At 74.2% G+C, this 19,331-nt stretch carries 15 protein-coding genes and 1 pseudogene; 8 read left to right on the forward strand and 8 right to left on the reverse strand.

Annotated features, from left to right (window positions below):
- The first annotated feature begins 94 nt into the window (after positions 1 to 94).
- Both AB6L24_RS14105 and AB6L24_RS14110 read left to right on the forward strand, forming a co-directional pair.
- Positions 95 to 1,258, forward strand: coding sequence for an exonuclease SbcCD subunit D (locus AB6L24_RS14105; RefSeq protein WP_405655461.1), 1,164 nt, complete (start codon positions 95 to 97; stop codon positions 1,256 to 1,258).
- Positions 1,255 to 4,490, forward strand: a pseudogene (locus tag AB6L24_RS14110) (AAA family ATPase). The gene AB6L24_RS14105 and the pseudogene AB6L24_RS14110 overlap by 4 nt, the downstream one beginning before the upstream one ends.
- Positions 4,491 to 4,526: 36 nt before the next feature.
- Here AB6L24_RS14110 and AB6L24_RS14115 read toward each other — a convergent pair.
- On the reverse strand, positions 4,527 to 4,973 hold the full coding sequence (locus tag AB6L24_RS14115) for an Lrp/AsnC family transcriptional regulator (RefSeq protein WP_405655463.1): 447 nt from the start codon (positions 4,971 to 4,973) through the stop codon (positions 4,527 to 4,529).
- Positions 4,974 to 5,067: 94 nt separating this feature from the next.
- Here AB6L24_RS14115 and AB6L24_RS14120 point away from each other — a divergent pair, with 94 nt between their 5' ends.
- Positions 5,068 to 5,598, forward strand: a complete 531-nt coding sequence (locus tag AB6L24_RS14120; RefSeq protein ID WP_405655465.1) for a rhodanese-like domain-containing protein — start codon at positions 5,068 to 5,070, stop codon at positions 5,596 to 5,598.
- Between the two features lie 28 nt (positions 5,599 to 5,626).
- On the opposite strand, the gene AB6L24_RS14125 is transcribed toward AB6L24_RS14120, so the two are convergent.
- On the reverse strand, positions 5,627 to 6,004 hold the full coding sequence (locus tag AB6L24_RS14125; protein WP_405655466.1) for a nuclear transport factor 2 family protein: 378 nt from the start codon (positions 6,002 to 6,004) through the stop codon (positions 5,627 to 5,629).
- A gap of 135 nt (positions 6,005 to 6,139) precedes the next feature.
- On the opposite strand from AB6L24_RS14125, the gene AB6L24_RS14130 reads away from it, so the two are divergent.
- Entirely contained in the window at positions 6,140 to 6,985 is an 846-nt protein-coding gene (locus tag AB6L24_RS14130) for an SDR family oxidoreductase (protein WP_405655467.1), read from the forward strand.
- Between the two features lie 104 nt (positions 6,986 to 7,089).
- On the opposite strand, the gene AB6L24_RS14135 is transcribed toward AB6L24_RS14130, so the two are convergent.
- Positions 7,090 to 8,802: a DUF885 domain-containing protein gene (locus tag AB6L24_RS14135; RefSeq protein ID WP_405655468.1), complete on the reverse strand. Its 1,713-nt coding sequence runs from the start codon at positions 8,800 to 8,802 to the stop codon at positions 7,090 to 7,092.
- Between the two features lie 122 nt (positions 8,803 to 8,924).
- Between AB6L24_RS14135 and AB6L24_RS14140 the strand changes: the two genes are divergently transcribed.
- Together AB6L24_RS14140 and AB6L24_RS14145 are read left to right on the forward strand one after the other, a co-directional pair.
- Complete coding sequence (locus AB6L24_RS14140) at positions 8,925 to 9,509, forward strand: TetR/AcrR family transcriptional regulator (protein WP_405655469.1); 585 nt, start codon at positions 8,925 to 8,927, stop codon at positions 9,507 to 9,509.
- A 130-nt stretch (positions 9,510 to 9,639) separates the two neighbouring features.
- Positions 9,640 to 10,542, forward strand: a complete 903-nt coding sequence (locus AB6L24_RS14145; protein ID WP_405655471.1) for an NAD(P)-dependent oxidoreductase — start codon at positions 9,640 to 9,642, stop codon at positions 10,540 to 10,542.
- Positions 10,543 to 10,661: 119 nt separating this feature from the next.
- On the opposite strand, the gene AB6L24_RS14150 is transcribed toward AB6L24_RS14145, so the two are convergent.
- From AB6L24_RS14150 to AB6L24_RS14160, 3 genes are all read right to left on the reverse strand, one after another.
- Positions 10,662 to 12,122: a GNAT family N-acetyltransferase gene (locus tag AB6L24_RS14150; RefSeq protein ID WP_405655473.1), complete on the reverse strand. Its 1,461-nt coding sequence runs from the start codon at positions 12,120 to 12,122 to the stop codon at positions 10,662 to 10,664.
- 195 nt (positions 12,123 to 12,317) lie between these two features.
- Positions 12,318 to 13,898 carry an alkaline phosphatase D family protein gene (locus AB6L24_RS14155; protein ID WP_380858330.1) on the reverse strand — a complete coding sequence of 527 codons (1,581 nt, stop codon included), beginning with the start codon at positions 13,896 to 13,898 and terminating at the stop codon, positions 12,318 to 12,320.
- 309 nt (positions 13,899 to 14,207) lie between these two features.
- A complete protein-coding gene (locus AB6L24_RS14160) occupies positions 14,208 to 15,065 on the reverse strand; it encodes an alpha/beta fold hydrolase (protein WP_405655475.1) in 858 nt (285 codons plus the stop codon).
- Between the two features lie 183 nt (positions 15,066 to 15,248).
- Here AB6L24_RS14160 and AB6L24_RS14165 point away from each other — a divergent pair, with 183 nt between their 5' ends.
- Both AB6L24_RS14165 and AB6L24_RS14170 read left to right on the forward strand, forming a co-directional pair.
- Positions 15,249 to 16,139 (forward strand): RNA polymerase sigma-70 factor, encoded by an 891-nt coding sequence (locus AB6L24_RS14165; RefSeq protein WP_405655477.1) that lies wholly within the window; start codon positions 15,249 to 15,251, stop codon positions 16,137 to 16,139.
- A gap of 289 nt (positions 16,140 to 16,428) precedes the next feature.
- Positions 16,429 to 17,190, forward strand: coding sequence for a GntR family transcriptional regulator (locus tag AB6L24_RS14170; protein ID WP_380834158.1), 762 nt, complete (start codon positions 16,429 to 16,431; stop codon positions 17,188 to 17,190).
- Positions 17,191 to 17,333: 143 nt separating this feature from the next.
- Here AB6L24_RS14170 and AB6L24_RS14175 read toward each other — a convergent pair whose 3' ends face one another.
- Together AB6L24_RS14175 and AB6L24_RS14180 are read right to left on the reverse strand one after the other, a co-directional pair.
- The gene (locus AB6L24_RS14175) at positions 17,334 to 18,491 is read right to left on the reverse strand and encodes an ROK family transcriptional regulator (protein WP_405657159.1); all 1,158 of its coding nucleotides are present in this window, start codon (positions 18,489 to 18,491) and stop codon (positions 17,334 to 17,336) included.
- Between the two features lie 97 nt (positions 18,492 to 18,588).
- The gene (locus AB6L24_RS14180; RefSeq protein ID WP_385718928.1) at positions 18,589 to 19,251 is read right to left on the reverse strand and encodes a response regulator; all 663 of its coding nucleotides are present in this window, start codon (positions 19,249 to 19,251) and stop codon (positions 18,589 to 18,591) included.
- Between the last annotated feature and the right edge of the window lie 80 nt (positions 19,252 to 19,331).

Below are 19,331 nucleotides of genomic sequence, written 5' to 3' on the forward strand. Positions count from 1 at the left end.
GTCGGCGGGGCCCGTGCTGGGACGGTCCGCGATCCGGCGGTCCTCGATCCGAGGCACGGGAGGGATGAGCGAGCATGCGGGCCGGAGCGGCGTCTTGAGAATTCTGCACACGTCCGACTGGCATCTGGGCCGCGCGTTCCACCGCGTGAACATGCTCGACGCCCAGGCCGAGTTCATCGGCCACCTCGTCGCCACGGCACGTGAGCGCGAGGTGGACGCCGTCGTCGTGTCGGGAGACGTGTACGACAGGGCGGTGCCGCCGCTCGCCGCCGTCGAGCTGTTCGACGACGCGCTGCACCGGCTCGCCGATCTCGGCGTGCCGACCGTGATGATCTCCGGGAACCACGACTCGGCGCGCCGCCTCGGCGTCGGCGCCGGGCTCATCGACCGCGCGGGCATCCACCTGCGGACGGACCCCGCGGGCTGCGGGCAGCCCGTGGTCCTGTCCGACGCCCACGGGGACGTGGCGTTCTACGGCCTGCCGTATCTCGAACCGGCTCTGGTCAAGGACGAGTTCGGGGTGCGCAGGGCGGGCCACGAGGCGGTGCTCGGCGCCGCCATGGAGCGGGTCCGCGCCGACCTGGCCGCCCGGACGCCGGGCACCCGCTCCGTCGTCCTCGCCCACGCCTTCGTGACCGGCGGCGAGGCCAGCGACAGCGAGCGGGACATCACGATCGGCGGCGTGGCCGCCGTGCCCGCCGGAGTCTTCGACGGCGTCGACTATGTGGCGCTCGGCCACCTGCACGGCAGCCAGGCCATCAGCGAGCGCGTGCGCTACAGCGGCTCCCCGCTGCCGTACTCCTTCTCCGAGTCCGCCCACCGCAAGACCATGTGGCTGCTCGACCTCGGCGCCGCCGGGGAGATCGAGGCCGAGCGGATCGACTGCCCGGTGCCGCGGCCCCTCGCCCGCATCCGGGGAGACATCGAGACGCTCCTCGCCGACCCGGACCTCGCCCGCCACGAGGACGCCTGGGTCGAGGCGACGCTCACCGACCCGGTGCGCCCCGACGACCCCATGGCCCGCCTCTGCGAGCGCTTCCCGCACACACTCAGCCTCGCCTTCGACCCGGACCGCGCCCCCGAGGACCCCGACGTGTCGTACGCCCAGCGGCTCAAGGGCCGCGACGACCAGCAGATCGCGGAGGACTTCGTGACCCATGTGCGCGGCGCGGGCCCCGACGCGCGCGAGCGGGACGTGCTCCGGGACGCCTTCGACGCCGTCCGCGCCGACGACGTGCTGCGCGAGGTGGCCCGATGAGGCTGCACCGGCTGCGCATCACCGCTTTCGGTCCCTTCGGCACCACCCAGGACATCGACTTCGACGAGCTCTCGGCCGCCGGGCTCTTCCTCCTTCACGGCCCGACCGGCGCGGGAAAGACATCCGTCCTGGACGCCGTCTGCTACGCCCTGTACGGCTCCGTCCCCGGCCCCCGCCAGGGCAGCGGCCAGGGCGCGACCCTGCGCAGCGACCACGCGAGCCCGGGCACCCGCACGGAGGTGCGCCTCGAACTGACCGTCGCGGGACGCCGGTTGGAGATCACCCGGCAGCCGCCCTGGGAGCGCCCGAAGAAGCGCGGCACGGGCACGACGACGGACAAGGCGCAGAGCTGGCTGCGGGAGTACGGGGGTGGGGCGCGGGCCGACCGGACGTCGGGTGCGGGTGCCGGTGGTGCTGCTGGCGCGGGGGCCGAGGGGGCTGTCGTCGTGGGTGGCGATTCGGCCGGGGGTGCCTCGGCCGGGGCGGGCCGGGCCACGGAGCCGGACCCCGCCACGGAGCTGGGCGCCGTGATGGAGCCGGGTCCCCCCACGGAGGCGGGCGCCGCCATGGAGGCGGCCGCGTCCGCCGGTTCCGTCGACGCGAGCGGATGGCGGGACCTCAGCCGCTCCCACCAGGAGATCGGCGAGGAGATCAGCCAGCTGCTCGGCATGAGCAAGGAGCAGTTCTGCCAGGTCGTCCTCCTGCCGCAGGGCGACTTCTCGCGCTTCCTGCGGGCCGACGCCGAGGCCCGCGGCAAGCTCCTCGGCAGGCTCTTCGACACCCGCAGGTTCGCCGCCGTCGAGGCACGCCTCGCCGAGCAGCGGCGCGCGGCGGAGGCGAGGGTGCGCGAGGGCGACGCGGAACTGCTCGCGGACGCGCACCGCATGCAGCAGGCGGCGGAGGCAGGGGGCGCGGGTGCCGAGCTGCCGCTGCCGGACGCGGCCCCCGGTGACCCGGGGCTCGCGGACGCCGTGCTCGGGTGGGCCGCCGTGGCCCGCGCGGGCGCCCGCGAGCGCCTCGACGTCGCCCGCAGCGCCCTCGCCCACGCCGAGTCCGCGCACGCCGAGGCGGCCGCCGAGCTCGACGACGTACGCGAACTGGCGCGGCTGCAACGGCGGTTCGCCGACGCCACGGAGCGCGCGGCCCGGCTTGAGGAGCGCGCCGACGAACACCGCGAGCGCACCGCCCGCATGGAGCGGGCCCGCAAGGCCGAGACCGTCGCCCCGGCCCTCGCCCTGCGCGCCGAGGCCGACGAGGAGCACCACCGCGCCACGGCCGAGGAGGCGCGGGCGCGGACGTACCTCCCCGCCACGTACGCCGACGAGGGCGCCGCGGGCCTCGCGAACGCCGCCCGCCGGGCCAGCGAGGACCTGGGCGGCCTCGCCTCCGCCCGTCGCGCCGAGCCGCGCCTCGCCGAACTCACCGCCCAGCGCGCCGACCTGGACCAGCAGGAGCGGTCCGACGACGAACTCCTCGCCGAGGCCGAGGGCTGGCTCGCCGACTGGGACGCCCGCAGGATCCGGCTGCGCGACGCCATCGAGGACGCCCAGGACGCCGCCGCCCGCACCGAGCACCTCGCGGGACGGCTCCAGCCCGCGCAGGAGAAGCTCGACGCCGCCCGCAGCCGGGACCGCCTCGCCCAGGAGGCCGACGCCGCCGCCGAACGCTCCCTCGCCGCCCGCGAGCGCGCCGGATCGGCCCGCGAGCACTGGCTCGGCCTCAAGGAGCAGCGCCTCGCGGACATCGCCGCCGAACTCGCCGCGAACCTCGCACCCGGCGCCCCCTGCGCCGTCTGCGGCGGCACCGAACACCCCGCCCCCGCGCGGAAGTCCGCGGGCCATGTCGACCGCGCCGCCGAGGAGGCCGCCCTCGCCGCCCACCAGCGCGCGGACGAGGCGCGCGGCACGGCCGAGCGGGAGCTCGCCGCCGTACGGGAGTCGCTCGCCGCCGCCACCGCGGCCGCCTCCGGCACGCCGGTCGCCGAACTCGCCGCGGCCGTCGAGGAGTTGCGCGCCGCGCACACGGAGGCCCGGGACCGCGCTTCGCGGCTGCACGCGGCCCGCGAGGGGCTGGCCCAGGCCGAGCGCGAGCACGACCGCCGGGTCACCGCGCAGCAGGAGGCCGCCCGCCGCGTGGACTCGCGCGCCGCCCTCCGGGACGCCATCGCCGCCGAACAGACGGGCCTGGAGGAGGAGTTGGCCCGTGCGCGCGGCACCGCCGCCAGCGTCGCCCAGCGCGCCGCGCAGCTGGAGCGGCAGGCCTCCCTCCTCACCGCCGCCGCCGATGCCGCGCGCGCCGCCGACGAGTCCGCCCAGCGCCTCAAGGACGCCGACGCCCGGCTCGCCGACGCCGCCTACCGCGCCGGGTTCGACACCCCGGCCGCCGCGTCGGCGGCCCTCATCGACGACTCCGGCCACCGCGAGCTCCAGCACCGCATCGACGCCTGGCAGAACGAGCAGGCCGCGGTGCGCGCGCTGCTCGCCGAGCCCGACGCGGCCGCCGCCGCGCAGCAGCCCCCGCGCGGCTCGCCGCCGCCGAGTCCGCCGCCGAGGCGACCGCAGCGCGCGTGCGTACGGTCGCGTCCGCGTGCGACGCCGCCGCCCGCCGCCGCTCCGAGCTCGACCGGCTCTCCGCTCGGTCGGCCGCCGCCGCCCGGCGGCTCGCCCCGCTGCGCGAGACGCACGACCGCGTGGCCCGCCTCGCCACGCTGGCCGCGGGCACATCCGCGGACAACGAACGCCGGATGCGCCTGGAGTCGTACGTCCTCGCGGCCCGCCTGGAGCAGGTCGCCGCGGCGGCGACCGCCCGGCTGCACCGCATGTCGTCGGGCCGCTACACCCTCGTCCACTCCGACGACCGCACCGGCCGCGGCCGTTCGGGCCTCGGCCTGCACGTGGTCGACGCGTGGACGGGCCGGGAGCGCGACGCGAGCACACTCTCCGGCGGTGAGACGTTCTTCGCCTCCCTCGCGCTCGCCCTCGGCCTCGCGGACGTCGTCACGGACGAGGCGGGCGGCGTGCGCCTGGACACCCTCTTCGTCGACGAGGGCTTCGGCTCCCTGGACGACCAGACGCTCGACGAGGTCCTCGACGTCCTGGACGCCCTGCGGGAGCGGGACCGCAGCGTGGGCATCGTCAGCCACGTCGCGGATCTGCGGCGCCGGGTGCACGCGCAGCTGGAGGTCGTGAAGGGCAGGGCGGGGTCGGTGGTGCGGCAGCGGGGCGCGGGCTGAGGCGGGACGTCGGCCGACGCGGTGCCGCGCGGTGCCTCACTGGCCCAGGGGCCGCCTGGTCAGCGGTGAGGAGTAGACGACGCTCGTCGTCACCGAGCCGAGGGCGCCGATCTTGCCGGAGACCTCCTCCAGGTGCCGCATCGAGCGTGCGGTGACCTTGATCACGAAGCAGTCGTCGCCGGTCACGTGGTGCGCCTCCAGGATCTCCGGCGTCGCGTCGACCAGGTCGTGGAACGGTTTGTAGTTGCCGTTCGGATAGCGGAGCCGTACGAACGCGAGCACCGGCAGGCCGAGGCGCTCCGGGTCGACCACGGCCGCGTAGCCCTGGATCACGCCGGCCTCCTCCAGGCGCCGCACGCGCTCGGTGACCGCGCTCGGGGACATGGAGACGGCGCGCGCCAGCTCGGCGTAACTGGCTCGGCCCTGCCGTTGGAGGACGTCGAGGATGCGCCAGTCGGTGGCGTCCGTGGAATAAGCGGTCATGTCCGAGAGGAAACAGGGAAAACCCCGGCTGATCAAGAGGTGGACAGGGAATCGCCCCTTCAGGACAGGAGGCCACGGCCATAGATTTTTGGCCATGAACCACATCGCTTCCGCAGTCCCCACGAACGCAGCGACCAGCACGAACGCCGCGAACCCCGGCGTCACGAACGCCGTCCTGCGCGTCCCCGCGGCCGCCCCCGCAGCGGCCGCCGCCTACTTCGGCGCGAGCCTCGCTTTCCACGCCGACGTGTCCGACGTCGCCTCCGCGCTCGCCGCCGACGGCGACCCCGGCTTCGTCGTCCTCGACTCCCGCTCCACCGCGTCCTGGGACCAGGGCCACGTCCCCGGCGCCGTCCACCTGCCCACCGCGCTCATCCCGGCCCAGGCCGAGCAGATCCTGGACAAGTCGGTCCCCGTCGTCACGTACTGCTGGGGCCCCGGCTGCAACGGCGCGACCCGCGCCGCCCTGGCCCTCGCCCAGCTGGGCTTCCAGGTCAAGGAGATGCTCGGCGGCTTCGAGTACTGGGTCAGGGAGGGCTTCGCGTACGAGAACTGGGAGGGACCCGAGCGGCGCGCCGCGGACCCGCTGACGGCTCCCGAGGACGGGGCGGACTGCGGCTGCTGAGCCGGGCGGACGGAGGGCGGGCCCCGGCTCACATCGGCTGCACGAAGTCCGCCCGCCACGGGGGCGACGGGTCCGAGCCCAGCTCGCTCCAGTACTCGCGGCCCGCCACGATCCGCCCGTCCCACACCGTCCAGAAGGACGCCACGCGGTGTGTCCCCATGGTCTCGTGCGGCACCTCCACCTCCGAGACCACCGTGTCGCCGGCCGCGACGGTCCGCAGCAGCCGGATCGACCAGCCCTCCGGATACTCCGCGTTCACGCGCAGGTAGTTGTCCCTGCCCACGATGCGCTCGGCGCTGACCGGCCACTCGACGACGACGTCCTCGGCGAGCAGCGCCTCCACGCCCGTCCAGTCCCGTGCCTGCATGCGGTCCCACAACGCCGTGACGATCTCCGTAGGTGTCATGACGGGCATCGTGGCAGCAGCCACTGACAACGGGCGCTCGCCTCGCACACGACCGAGCCCGGCGCCTGGCCGATCTTGCCCGTCCCGTGGTTAATCGCGTGCGCCCGTGAGCCGCGAGCCCCATCATGATCTGTCATGCCTCAGCTTCCTCAGCCCACCGCAGCCGAACTCCGCCGTGACCCGCTGCCGTTGCGGGGGCGCACCGCCCTCGTCACCGGCGCGAGCCGTCGCGGGGGCATCGGCTACGCCGTCGCCCGCCGCCTCGCCGCGTACGGGGCGAGCGTCTATCTGCACCACCACGTCCCGCACGACGCCGAGATGCCCTGGGGCGCCGACCGGCCGGAGGACGTCGCCGCCTCCGTGCGCGCGGCGCGGGCCGACCCGGACGCCCTCGTCCGTCACGGCCCGGCCGACCTCTCCGACGCCGACGCGCCCGCCGCACTCGTCGCCACGGCGGCCGAAGCCCTCGGCGGGCGCCTGGACATCCTCGTCGCCAACCACGCCCGCAGCGGCATGGACGGCACTCTCGACGAGATCGACGCGTCCATGCTCGACGTGCACTGGGCGGTCGACACCCGCTCGGTGATCCTGCTCGTGCAGGCGTACGCGCGGCTGCGCGCCGGGCTCCCGCCGCGCACGCCCGGCGGCCGCGTCATGATGATGACGTCCGGCCAGGACAACGCGGGCGGCATGCCGGGCGAGATCGCGTACGGCCTGCAGAAGGGCGCGCTGGCCTCGGCGACGCGGTCGCTCGCGACGACGCTCGCCGAACTCGCCGTCACGGTGAACACCGTCAACCCGGGCCCCGTGGACACGGACTACATGACGGGCGACGCGTACGACGACATCGCCGCCCTCTTCCCTGCGGGCCGCTGGGGCATGCCCGACGACCCGGCCCGTCTCATCGCGTGGCTCGCGACGGACGAGGCCGAGTGGATCACGGGGCAGGTCATCGATTCCGAGGGCGGCATCCGGCAGTGACGGCGGGCCCTGGGCCGGAGCCGGGCCCAGGGCCGGGGAGCAGGACGGGGCGGGAGCCGCGAAGGCGCCCGCCCCGTCCCGCCTCACAGCGCCGAGAGCTCGCCTCAGAGCGCCGAGAGCTCGTCCACCAGGTCGTCGAGCCCCAGCGACCCCTGCGAAAGCGCCGCCATGTGCCACGCCTTCGCGTCGAACGCGTTCCCGTGCCGCCGCCGCGCGTTCTCGCGCCCGAGCAGCCAGGCGCGCTCGCCGAGCTTGTAGCCGATGGCCTGGCCGGGAATCGTCAGATAGCGGGTCATCTCGCTCTCGACGAAGTCCGCGGGCCGGCTGCAGTGCGCCCCGTAGAACTCCTGGGCGAGGTCGGGGGTCCAGCGCTCGCCGGGGTGGAACGGGGAGTCCGCGGGGATCTCCAGCTCCAGGTGCATGCCGATGTCGACGATGACCCGAAGGGCGCGCATCATCTGCGCGTCCAGGTAGCCGAGGCGCCGCTCGGGGTCGGTGAGGAAGCCCAGCTCGTCCATCAGGCGCTCGGCGTACAGCGCCCAGCCCTCCGCGTTGGCGCTGACGATGCCCACGGTCGCCTGGTAGCGGGACAGGTCCTCGGCGACGTGCGCCCACTGCGCGAGCTGCAGATGGTGGCCGGGCACGCCCTCGTGGTACCAGGTGGACACCAGGTCGTACACGGGGAAGCGGGTCTCGCCCATGGTGGGCAGCCAGGTCCGGCCGGGGCGCGAGAAGTCCTCGGAGGGGGCGGTGTAGTACGGGGCCGCCGCGCCGCCGGGCGGGGCGATCCGCGACTCCACCTTCCGCACTCGCTCGGCGAGTTCGAAGTGCGTGCCGTCCAGCGCCTCGATCGCCTCGTCCATGAGGTCCTGCAGCCACTGCCGGACCTCGTCGACGCCGTCGATGTGCGCGCCGTGCTCGTCGACGTGCGCGAGCGCCGCCCACGGCGTGGCCGCGCCCGGCAGGATCTTCTCGGCCTCGGTCCGCATCTCGCCGAGCAGCCGGTGGTACTCGGCCCAGCCGTACGCGTACGCCTCGTCCAGATCCAGGTCCGTGCCGTTGAAGTGGCGCGAGAGACGGGCGTAGCGCTCCCGGCCCACGACCTCGGGCGCGCCCTCGATCGCGGGGGCGTACACGTCCCGCATCCAGTCGCGCAGCGCCACGACCGCGCCGGTCGCCGCCTTCGCCGCCGTGTCCAGCTCGGTCCGCAGCGCCTGCGGCCCGTCCGCCGCGAACTCCTCGTACCAGCCGGGACCGCCCTCGGCGCCCGCCCACTGCGTCAGCTGCTCGATGAACGTCGCCGTCGGCCGGGGCGCGGCGAACAGCTTGCGCTCCAGGCCGAGTTCCAGGGAGGCCCGGTAGCCCTCGTACGCGCCGGGCACCGCCCGCAGCCGCTCGGCGATCGCCGCCCAGTCCTCGTCGGTGTCCATCGGCGTCACCGTGAAGATCTCCCGGACCGCGTGCGGCGCGGTGTGCAGATTGCCGACGGCGCGCAGGCCCTCGTCGGCGTCGTGCACGGCGAGCTCCGCCGTGAGCCGCTCGCGCAGCAGCCGCGCGCAGCGCCGCTCCACGTCGGAGTCGGCGCCCGGGCGCGCCTCGGCCTCGTCGAGCCGCGCCAGCGTGGTGCGGGCGAGCGCCGCGAGGGCGTCGAGGCCCGCGGGGGAGAGGTCGGGGAGTTCGCTGTGGCTCTCCTTGACGCCGAGGTAGGTGCCGGTGACGGGGTCCAGGGCGATGAGCTCGTCGACGTAGGTGTCGGCGACCTGGCGGGGCAGCGGGCCCGGGCCCGCCGCTGTGGGGGTGATGTTCGTGTCTGACATGCGGACATCCTGGTACGGGACAGGGCCGCACGTCACTGGCGCGTCGGGGCCGCACGGGGCGCGACGGCGATCATCCGTCCTTTAGTTGACCGGTCGTTCCAGTTGGGGTTAGCGTCTGCCGTATGGCGAGGACCAAGGAATTCGACCCCGACGCCGCGCTCAGGGCCGCGCTCGACCTGTTCTGGAGCCGTGGCTACGAGGCGACGTCCATGGCGGACCTCGTCGAGCACCTCGGCATCGGCCGCGCCAGCATCTACGCGACCTTCGGCAACAAGCGCGAGCTGTATCTGAAGGCCATGGACCGCTATACGGAACTGAACGATCCGCTGCTGCTCGACGAGCTCTCCCGGCCCGGCCCCGCGCTGGTGGGGGTCCGCGCCCTGCTCGACCGGTTCGTCGCCGAGTCGTCCGCGCCGGACACCGGCCGTGCGGGCTGCTTCGTCACCAACACGGCGGCGGAGCTGGCCCCGCACGACCCCGCGGCCGACCGCCGGGTCGAGCTGAACTGGGAGCAGTTCGAGACCCTGCTGCACGCCGCGCTCACCCGCGCGCGGGCCCAGGGCGAGATCCCCGAGGACCGCGATCCGCGCGCCCTCGCCCGCATGCTGCTCGTCCTGCTCCAGGGCATGAGGGTGGTCGGCAAGGTCTCCGGCGGCGAGGCCCGCGTGCGGGCGGCGGCGCACCAGGCGCTGGCGCTGCTGGCGTAGGCGCCGTTGGCACGGGCGGTCACCGCCCCGACTCTCCCCGCCCTGGCGCACCGTGCCCGGGCGACGGATTCTCACGCCTCAATACAAGAACGATCGGTCAATTATGACAGTTTCTTCGAGGAGGACGCACATGGCGCAGAAGAAGGTCGCCGTACTCGGCACCGGGATCATCGGCGCACCAGTGGCGCGCCATCTGCGCGCGCACTTCGCGGTGCGCGTCTGGAACAGGACCCGCGCGAGGGCGGAGCCCCTCGCCGCCCACGACGGTCTCGTGGTGTGCGACACCCCGGCCGAGGCGGTGGCGGGCGCCGACGTCGTCGTGACCGTCCTCAAGGACGGCCCCGCCGTGCGCGAGGCGCTGGCGGCGGCCGCCCCCGCGCTGGCCGAAGGCGCGGCGTGGGTGCAGCTGAGCACGGTCGGCGCGGAGGAGATCGACGAGTTGGCGCGGCTCGCGGACGCGTACGGGCTCGTGCTGTACGACGCGCCGGTGCAGGGCACCAGGCAGCCCGCGGAGAACGGCGCGCTGGTGGTCCTCGCCTCCGGGCCGCGAACCGCCGGGGAGCCGCTGGAGCTCGCCCGGCTCGTGTTCGACGCGATCGGCTCGCGCACGGTCTGGGTCTCCGACGAGCCCGGCGCGGCCAGCCGTCTCAAGCTCGCCCTGAACAGCCTCGTGTTCGCCCTCACGCACGGCGCCGCCGAAAGCCTCGCCCTGGCCGAGGCGTTGGGCGTGGACCCGGCGCTCGTCGTCGACGCGGTCGCGGGCGGCCCGCTGGACAGCCCGTTCTTCCAGGCCAAGGCCGCCGCGATCCGCGCGGGCGACTACACGGCAAGCTTCTCCGTGAGCAACTCCGTCAAGGACGCGGAACTCGTCGTGGCGGCGGCGGAGTCGGCGGGGGTCGCGGTCGATGTCGGCGCGGCCGGACTCGCCCGGTTCCGGCGCGCGGCCGACGCCGGACACGGGGACAAGGACATGGCCGCCTCCTACCTCGTGGCCCCGGCAGGCGCGGGGCGGAACCCGGGCGCGGGGGACTGAGGGTCCCGTACGGCGGACGCCCGCACCCCGACCGCGCGAGGCGGGAGGTGCGGGCGTCTTGCGCGGCCGGGCTCTTCGGCGGCCCCGGACCGCCGGGGCTTTCCCGGTGACCCTGGACGCTACTGGTGGCTGTCGTACGGCAGTTGCGACCGCACCGGTGTGGCGTCGAGGCGGGCGGTGATGACGAGCGTGCCCTCCTCGATCTGGAAGTCCAGGGGGAGGCGCAGACCGCGCATCGCGGCGACCATGCCGGTGTTGGACGACTGCGTGACCGCGTACACGCTCTCGCAGCCCGCCTCGATCGCCATCGAGACCAGCCGGCCGAGCAGTTCGCCGCCGATGCCGCGGCGCTGCCAGTCGTCCTCGACGAGCAGCGCGATCTCCGTCTCGTCGCCGTCCCACAGCAGATGGCCGAGGCCGACGACGCGGCCGGACGCGGTGCGCGCGGCGAGCGTGCGGCCGAAGCGCGGGCTCAGGAGGTGGTTGAGATAGCGGTCGGCGTCGTTGACCGGGCCGTGGTAGCGCATGCTCAGGGTGCGCTTCGAGCAGCGCTCGTGCATGTCCTTGGCGGCGTCGAGGTCGCCCGTGTCGGCGCGGCTCACCGTGATGTCGCTGCCCTCGGGGAGGGTCAGGACGTCCTGGCCGCGCGGGATGCGCGGGCCGAGCCGGGTGTCCAGCTCCACGAGTGCCCGCGCGCGGGCGAACTCCGTGGGGGTGAACGGGAGATAGGGGCGCTCGACCGTGATCACTCCGCCCTCGGGGGCCGGCAGCCGCAGCACGGTCCCGTCGAGGACGCCCTCGACGGGCGCCTCCTCCTGTGCCCGCTCCGTCCGAGCCGCCTTGGCGGGCAGGGAACGGATGGTGCACCGGCCGAGCAACTGGCGCAGTGCGAGCGGCAGTTCCGCCGCGTCCAGGGCCGTGCGCGTGGCAAGGCCGAGGATCCGGGTCGGCGCGTCCACCAGGTCGTGGGCGTCGGCCCGCTCGACCCAGGTGCTGGAGCCGCCCGCGCGCGAGACCGTGCGGGTGAGGTCGGCGGCGGGCAGCGCCGCCGGGGCCCGCAGCAGGAACTCGTCGACCGTGCCGTCGGCCAGCGGGTGGGTCTGCAGGCTCAGGATGTCGACGCCGTCCCCCGCAAGCGCCGTGCACAGCACGGCGAGCGAGCCGGGGGCGTCGCGCACGGTCGTGCGCATGCGCCACAGCGTCGTCGGCTCGGGCCGTGGACCGGCCGCCGCGCCGGTGGCTCCCGGTGCGATCGTGGCGGCTGTGGCAGTCGTGGTGTCGGTGTCGGTGGTGTCCCCGGTCCGGTCCTGGGCCGGGAGCGACCGGGTGCCCGTATCGGGTCCGTCCGCGTCCGGCGGCGCATGCGTGTGGCGCCGTGCCCACCATGTGTGGAACCCGGCCGTGGCCGCCAGGATCACGGCGGACACCAGGAGGAGCTCGGGCCCGTCCGGGCCGTGCCCCACGAGATTGGCCACCGCGTCCGCCACGGCCACGGCCGTGAACAGGGCGGCGAGTTCGACGAGGTCCCGGCGCCAGTGGTGTACCGGCCTGCCGTGCCTCTTGCGCGTCACATCAGACATGTCAGCACTCATGCAGTCACTCTGGCCGAAGGGTGTTGCGTGATCACGAACGGTTTGTGACTGATGGGTTAAGAGCGGTTCTGTCCGTTTCATTACTCTTTGCTCACCCCGGTTGTCCGTTGCTGTCCCCCGTATGCCCGCAACGGTCCGCGCGGGTGCCGACCGGAGGTGGCCGGTCCGCACCCGCGCGGGTCGTCACTGGCCCACGCGTCCCGGCTGCAGCACCTTGGTGAAGAGCACGCCTCCGCCCTGCTGCCGCAGTCGCACCGTCAACTCGCCGCTGTCGCCGTCGATGTCCACCTCTCCGTAGTAGGGCGGTGTCTCCGCCGGCGATGTGTTGGCACGGTCCGGCGCCTTGACGAACGTCTGGTCCGGGCCGAAGGTTCCATCGAGTTTCACGGCCGGGAAACCGCCCGCGGCGAGCGGCCCGGAGACGAATTCCCAGAACGGCGCGAAGTCCTTGAAGGCGGCGCGCGAGGGGTCGTAGTGCTGCGCCGAGGTGTAGTGCACATCGGCCGTCAGCCACACCGTGCCCGTGATCCGGCGGTGCTTGATGTGCCGGAGCAGCTCGGCGATCTGCAGCTCACGGCCGAGCGGCGCGCCCGGGTCGCCCTGCGCGACGGCCTCGAAGTTCGTCTGGCCGTCCCCGACCACCAGGCCGAGCGGCATGTCGGAGGCGATGACCTTCCACACCGCGCGCGAGCGCGACAGCTCCCGCTTCAGCCAGGCGAGCTGCTCGGCGCCCAGGATGCCGGTGGCGTCCTCGGGCTGCCGGTTCGGCGAGTTGGCGTTGCGGTACGTGCGCATGTCGAGCACGAACACATCGAGGAGCGGGCCGTGCCTGAGCACCCGGTACACCCGACCGTCGCGGTCGCCGGGGCGCTGCGTGGAGATCGGGTAGTACTCGCTGAACGCCCGCAGCGAGCGCCCCGCGAGGACGTCGACGTCCTTCTCCGTGTAGCGCGGGTCCTCCAGGATCTGCCCGGGGTACCAGTTGTTGCGCACCTCGTGGTCGTCCCACTGCACGATGGACGGCACCTGGGCGTTGAACCGGCGTACGTGCTCGTCGAGCAGGTTGTAGCGGAAGTTGCCGCGGAACTCCGCGAGGGTCTCGGCGACCTTCGACTTCTCCGGAGTGGTGATGTTCTTCCACACCCGGCCGTCGGGCAGCTTGACGCTCGCCTGGATGGGCCCGTCGGCGTAGATGTTGTCACCGCTGCAGAGGAAGAAGTCGGGGTTGCGGCCGCGCATCTCCTCGTAGACCCGCCAGCCGCCGAGCTCCGGGTTGATGCCCCAGCCCTGGCCCGCGATGTCCCCCGACCACAGGAAGCGCACGTCGTCCCGGCGTCTGAGCGAGGTCGTGCGGAACGTGCCGGTCACCGGTTTTCCCGTGCGGCGCGGGTCGTCGGGGTCGGCCAGGAGTACGCGGTAGTGGATCTGCTCGCCGGAGGGCAGCCCGCGCAGGCGCGTGGTGCCGGTGAAGTCGGTGCGGGGGCCGAGCAGCGGGCCGTGCCAGCGGGTCGGCCGCCGGAACGACTCCGTGGCGGACGTCTCCACGATCATGCGGGCGGGCCGGTCGGAGCGCACCCACACGAGCCCCGAGTGCGCGCCCACGTCACCGGCCTGCACCCCCCAGTCGGCGCTCGGGCGCCCCCGCAGGGCCAGCGCCGGGGCCGCGCCGGACAGCGCGGGCACGGTGAGTGCCGCGGGCACGACGAGCGAACCGCGCAGCAGACTGCGGCGGCGCGGGGACGGGCTCGACGGACGGTGTGACATGAAGACGCCTCCAGGGACGGCGAATCGATCGGATGTGCAGTGCCACGTGTACTGCTGCGCCACGGCGCCCACGCGAACCACAAGTGAACAACCGCCCATGGGACGAGGGGAACAGCCGCGCCGGACACCGGTTTCGCGCGTGCCGAGCACCGGTACCCGGTGCTCAACGCGCGCGCGAGGTCCGACTCGGTACGCGCGCGAGGTCCGACTCGGTATGCGCGCGTGGTCCGAGCTCAGCACGCGCGCGTGGCCCGGCTCCCGAGGTCCCTGAGCCTCGGGAGGCCTTCGGCCCGCGCCCGCCCGTCGAGGTCAGCGGCTGGTGTCGAGGATGACCCGCGCCACCCGGGCCGGGTCGTCGTGCATCGGGACGTGCCCGCACCCGGGCAGCCGCACGAGCCGGGCCCCGGGGATGGCGTGCTTGGCCCGGATGCCCTGGCGGCGCAGCAGCAGCCGGTCGCGGGTGCCCCAGGCGACGGTGACCGGCAGCCCCGGCACGTCGTCGCGGAAGCGCACGTCCCGCCCTGCGGCCAGCGTCTCGTGGAAGCCGGTGGCCCCGCGCAGCGCCAGCGTCTCCGCGACCACCGCCTCCGGCGAACGGTGGCCGGGGTGGGCGTAGATGGTGCTGGTGAGCGCGGTCCTGCCGACCGCGCTCCGGGAGAGGCGCTCGATCATCGGCAGGGGCATGCGGCGCGCGATCCCGTGCATGGCGCGCAGCGTCGAGAAGGCGTACCGGCGCTCCGCCTCGCTCCAGAACCCGGCGGGGGACAGCGCGGTGACGGACCGTACGAGCTTCTCCCGGCCCAGTTCGAGCGCGAGCAGGCCGCCCAGCGAGTTGCCCGCCACATGCGGCCGTTCGACGCCCAGGGCCCCGCACAGGGCGTGCAGCGTGGGCACCACCGTCGACAGGTCGTACGCGAGTCCGTCCGGCAGCGCCGGGGAGGCGCCGAAGCCGGGCAGGTCCACGGCGATCACGTCCCGCTCGGCCGCGAGTATGCCGACGACGGGGTCCCAGGCCTGGCGGTGGTGGCCGATGCCGTGCAGCAGGAGCAGCGGGGCCCCGGTGCCCGAGCGCTGGTAGGAGACCGTCACCGAGCGCGGCCCGCGGGGCGCATCGACGCTGAACGACACCTCTGCGGCCTCTGCGGACCCTGCCACCCGTGCGGCCATGACTGCTCCTGACTTAGACACCTTGTCAGCAACAATTACCGCTCAGTAGCGTCGACTTCAAGGGTGCGGCGTCACCGACTTGCCACCGGGTCCGGAGCCGGGTCCGCCGGGGGCCCGGTGTGATCCTCGTCGGCTTGGCCGACGGAGGTGGACACCAGCAGATCCGTCGGCTGGGATGGAGTCGTGGCTACCGATATCGCGACCGACGTCTTCGAAGAGCACCGGCCCGTCCTCATGGGCGTCGCCTACCGCATGCTCGGGCGGGTGGCCGACGCCGAGGACGTCGTCCAGGACGCCTGGCTGCGCTGGTCCGCCGGCGAGCGCGAGGACGTGCGCGAACCACGCGCCTACCTGGTGCGGATCACCACCCGCCTCGCCATCGACCGGCTGCGCCACGCGCAGTCGCGCCGCGAGTCGTACGTCGGGCCCTGGCTGCCCGAGCCGCTGGTCACCGACTTCGGGCCGACCGTGCCCGACACCGCCGAGAAGGCCGTGCTCGCCGACTCCGTGTCGCTCGCCGTCCTCGTCGTCCTGGAGTCCCTGTCGCCGCTGGAGCGCGCGGTGTTCGTGCTGCGCGAGGCCTTCGGATTCCCGTACGCGGAGATCGCCGAGACGCTCGACCGCAGCGAGGCCGCCGTGCGCCAGCTCGCCGGGCGTGCCCGCAAGCACGTGGAGGAGGGGCGCCCGCGCTTCGAGGTCGACCCGGCCGAGCGCCGTGACCTCACCGAGCGCTTCCTCGCCGCCGCCGTGGACGGCGACCTGGAGGGGCTGATGTCGGTGCTCGCGCCGGACGCCGACCTGGTGGGCGACAGCGGCGGCAAGGTCAGGGCGCCCCTGCGGGTCGTCGAGTCCGCCGACAAGGTGGGCCGCTTCATCGTGGGCGCGGCGCGCAAGGGCCTCGCGGAGCACACCGACTTCGAGATCCGCCACCTGGAGGTCAACGGAGTCGAGTCCGTCCTCTTCTTCGCCGACGGCAAGCCCGACAGCGTCATCCAGCTGGAGATCTCCGACGGACGTATCCAGCGCGTGTACATCGTGCGGAATCCGGACAAGCTCGGGGGGCTCGGCGTCTAGCGCGCCCCTCCGCGCGAAACAGCCCCCGCCCGTGCACCGGGCGGGGGCTGTGCCGTGTGCGCGCCCGGTGGGGACGTATCGGATTGCGTCACGCCCGCCCGTCAGGTGTCGACCACGCGCGAACAGCGCGTGAATGCTCTGTGGCACCACTTCACTGCGGGCTGTAACGGACTCAGGATTGGTCTTGACCAAGGGTGAGCGCGGCTCTATCGTCGCTGAGATAGTGCAGGAACCTTTAATAAACAAGGCGCGAAAAAGCCGCCTGCGCACGGCGATTGCGGAGGACAGGGTGGGGACCACGCAGCTGGAATCGGTGCCGGAGCCGAAGTACTGGCACCTCAAGACCGTGCTCAGCGAAGCACTGGACTCCGAGTTCGCCGTGGGCGAGATCCTGCCCAACGAACGCGACCTCGCCGCCCGGTTCGGCGTCGCCCGCGCGACGCTCCGCCAGGCACTGGAGCAGCTCGAGCTGGAAGGACGCCTGCAGCGCCGCCGCGGCGTCGGCACGACCGTCGCCCCGCCCCGGATGGGCGTGGCCGTCGGCTCCGCCCAGGGCACCTGGCCCGGCGCGGCCGGGGACGCCTGGCAGCCCGCGGACAGCGAGCTGGCGCCCGCGCCCGCCGAGGTGGCCCGCGCCCTGGACATCGACCCGGACGAGCCGGTGCACACGGTGCGCCGCACCCGTGTCTCCCACGGCCAGCCCGTGGCCGCCGAGCTGCTGTACGTCCCGGCGGGCTCCGTCCCCGACCTCACCGCGATCGACGCCCCCGCGGGCGCCGCACGCGCGCGTGCCGTGCTGCGCGAGCTCGGCCGCCTCGCCCTGGAGGGCCAGGACCGCTCCGTCGAGCTCGGCTCCGCCCGCGCGGACGACGCCAAGGCCCTGGACCGCCTGCCCGGCGCCCCGGTCCTGGTCGTCACCACGCGCTTCCTCGCCGGCGGGCGCACGGCCGCGCTCTCCATGGCGACGTACCGCGCGGACACCTGCCGCCTCACGTTCGGCGACCAGGGCGCGGTCGAGATCCACCACGGGCCGGAGCAGCAGGCTTCCTGAGCGGCAAGAAGCGGCAGGGCAGCAGGACAGCAGACAGCAGGACATCGTGAAGGCGGGGCCTTCCTCTCGACGGATCGAGAGGAAGGCCCCGCCTTCACGATGTCCTGCTGTCTTCCGGCGGCACCTGACGGCGCCGCCGCACCCTACTGCCGCGCGGTCACCGTGCCCTCCACCGCGAACAGCTCCTCCTCCACGTGGTCGAGCGCGAGCCGCAGCGCGCCCGTCGCCACCGCCGCCTCGCCGAGCATCGACAGCGTCACCCGGGGCGGCCGCAGGCAGTAGCGCGCCAGCTCCTGGTGCAGCGGCTCCAGGACGCCGTCGAGGCCCGCCGCCCAGCCGCCCACCACGACCAGCTCCGGGTCGAGCGCGAGGACCAGCGCGGCCACGTCGTGCACCAGGCGGCGGATGAAACGGTCGACCGCGGCAAGGGCACGCTCGTCGCCCTCACGCGCATGCGCGAAGACCTCCGCGACCGCCTGCTCGTCCAGCGGGTGCAGCGGCTCGTCCGTGGTCGAGAGCAGCGTCTCCGGCGTCACCTCGCGGCCCAGCAGATGCAGCGCGCCGATCTCGCCCGCCGCGCCGCCGTACCCCCGGTGCAGCCGCCCGCCGATCAGCGAACCGGCACCCGGGCTCAGCCCGGCCAGGACGAACACCACGTCGTCCGACTCCGTCGCCGCGCCCTTCCAGTGCTCGGCGACCGCCGCCGCGTTCGCGTCGTTCTCCACCAGGACCGGGCACTTGAAGGAGCGCCGCAGCCGCTCGCCCAGCGGCAGCCCCGTCCAGCCCGGCAGCGCCGTGCTCAGCCGCACCGAACCGTCGGCCTCCACGATCCCCGGGCTGCCGACGCCGACGGCGCGCAGCGAGCCGCGTGAGACGCCCGCACGGCGCAGCAGGTCGGCGACGGCACCCCGCATCCGCTCCAGGCGCTCGTCGGCGGACGCCGTCTCCGACACGTCCTTCGCCGCCGTCCCGAGGATCTTGCCGTCGAGGTCGGACAGCACGGCGGCGACGCGGTGCGGACCGATCTCCAGACCGAGCAGATGTCCCGCCTCCGCCCGGAACCGGAACTTCCGCGCCGGTCGGCCCTGCCGTCTCGCGCCGCCCTCGTCCGCGTCCGTCTCCACGACGAGCCCGGCCTCGCTGAGCCCCTCGACCACGCCCTCGACGGTGGGCCGCGAAAGCCCCGTCACCCGGGTGATCTCGGTGAGTGTCGCGAAATCCGCCGCACGCAGCGCGTGCAGCACGACCGCGGAGTTGATCCGCCGTAGCAGAGAAGGATCTCCGCCGGTCAGCCGCCCCAACGTCCGTCCTTCCATCCCATGCGCATGATGGGCGAAGAGTACTCGGAAGCCACCGATCGGGGCGAGTGCCGATCAGGCCGCCCGGCAGGGGGCCGCTTCAGCCCGGCGCGACGAAACCGGATTCGTACGCCGTGATCACGGCCTGGGTCCGGTCGCGCGCCCCGAGCTTCGCGAGCAGCGAGCTCACATGCGACTTCACGGTCTCGGTGCCGACGACGAGGCGCGCCGCGATCTCCGCGTTCGACAGACCGCGCGCCATGAGCCGCAGGACCTCCTCCTCGCGCCCCGTCAGGGCGGCCCGCTCCAGGGCCGCCCGGGCGTCCGGATTGCCCCGCTGCCGGCCGTGGGAGCCCGCGAGCTCCCGCACCGCCGCCGGGAACAGCAGCGACTCGCCCTCGGCGACGAGGCGCACCGCGTGCACGATCTCCGCGGGCCGCGCGCGCTTCAGCAGGAAGCCGTCGGCGCCCGCGCGCAGCGCCTCGTACACGTACTCGTCGTTCTCGAAGGTCGTGATGACGACGATCTTGGGCGGGTCGGTGACCGTGCGCAGGACCGCGCGCGTCGCCTCGATGCCGTCGAGCAGCGGCATGCGCACGTCCATGGCCACCACGTCCGGCCGCAGCTCCCGCACCAGGGGGATCACGGCGGCGCCGTCCGCGGCCTCCCCGACGACCTCGATGTCGGGCTGCGCCTCCAGGACGGCGCGCAGACCCGCGCGGACGAGGGGCTCGTCGTCGACGAGCAGGACGGTGACCGGCATCCGGTCAGCGTAGATCACGAGCTGTTCGGTGCGACGCCGAGTGCCGAGGCCGCGTACCGACGCCGAGTACCGAGGCCGCG

This window comes from Streptomyces sp. RK9, assembly GCF_045070545.1.
GTDB lineage: Bacteria > Actinomycetota > Actinomycetes > Streptomycetales > Streptomycetaceae > Streptomyces > Streptomyces alboflavus.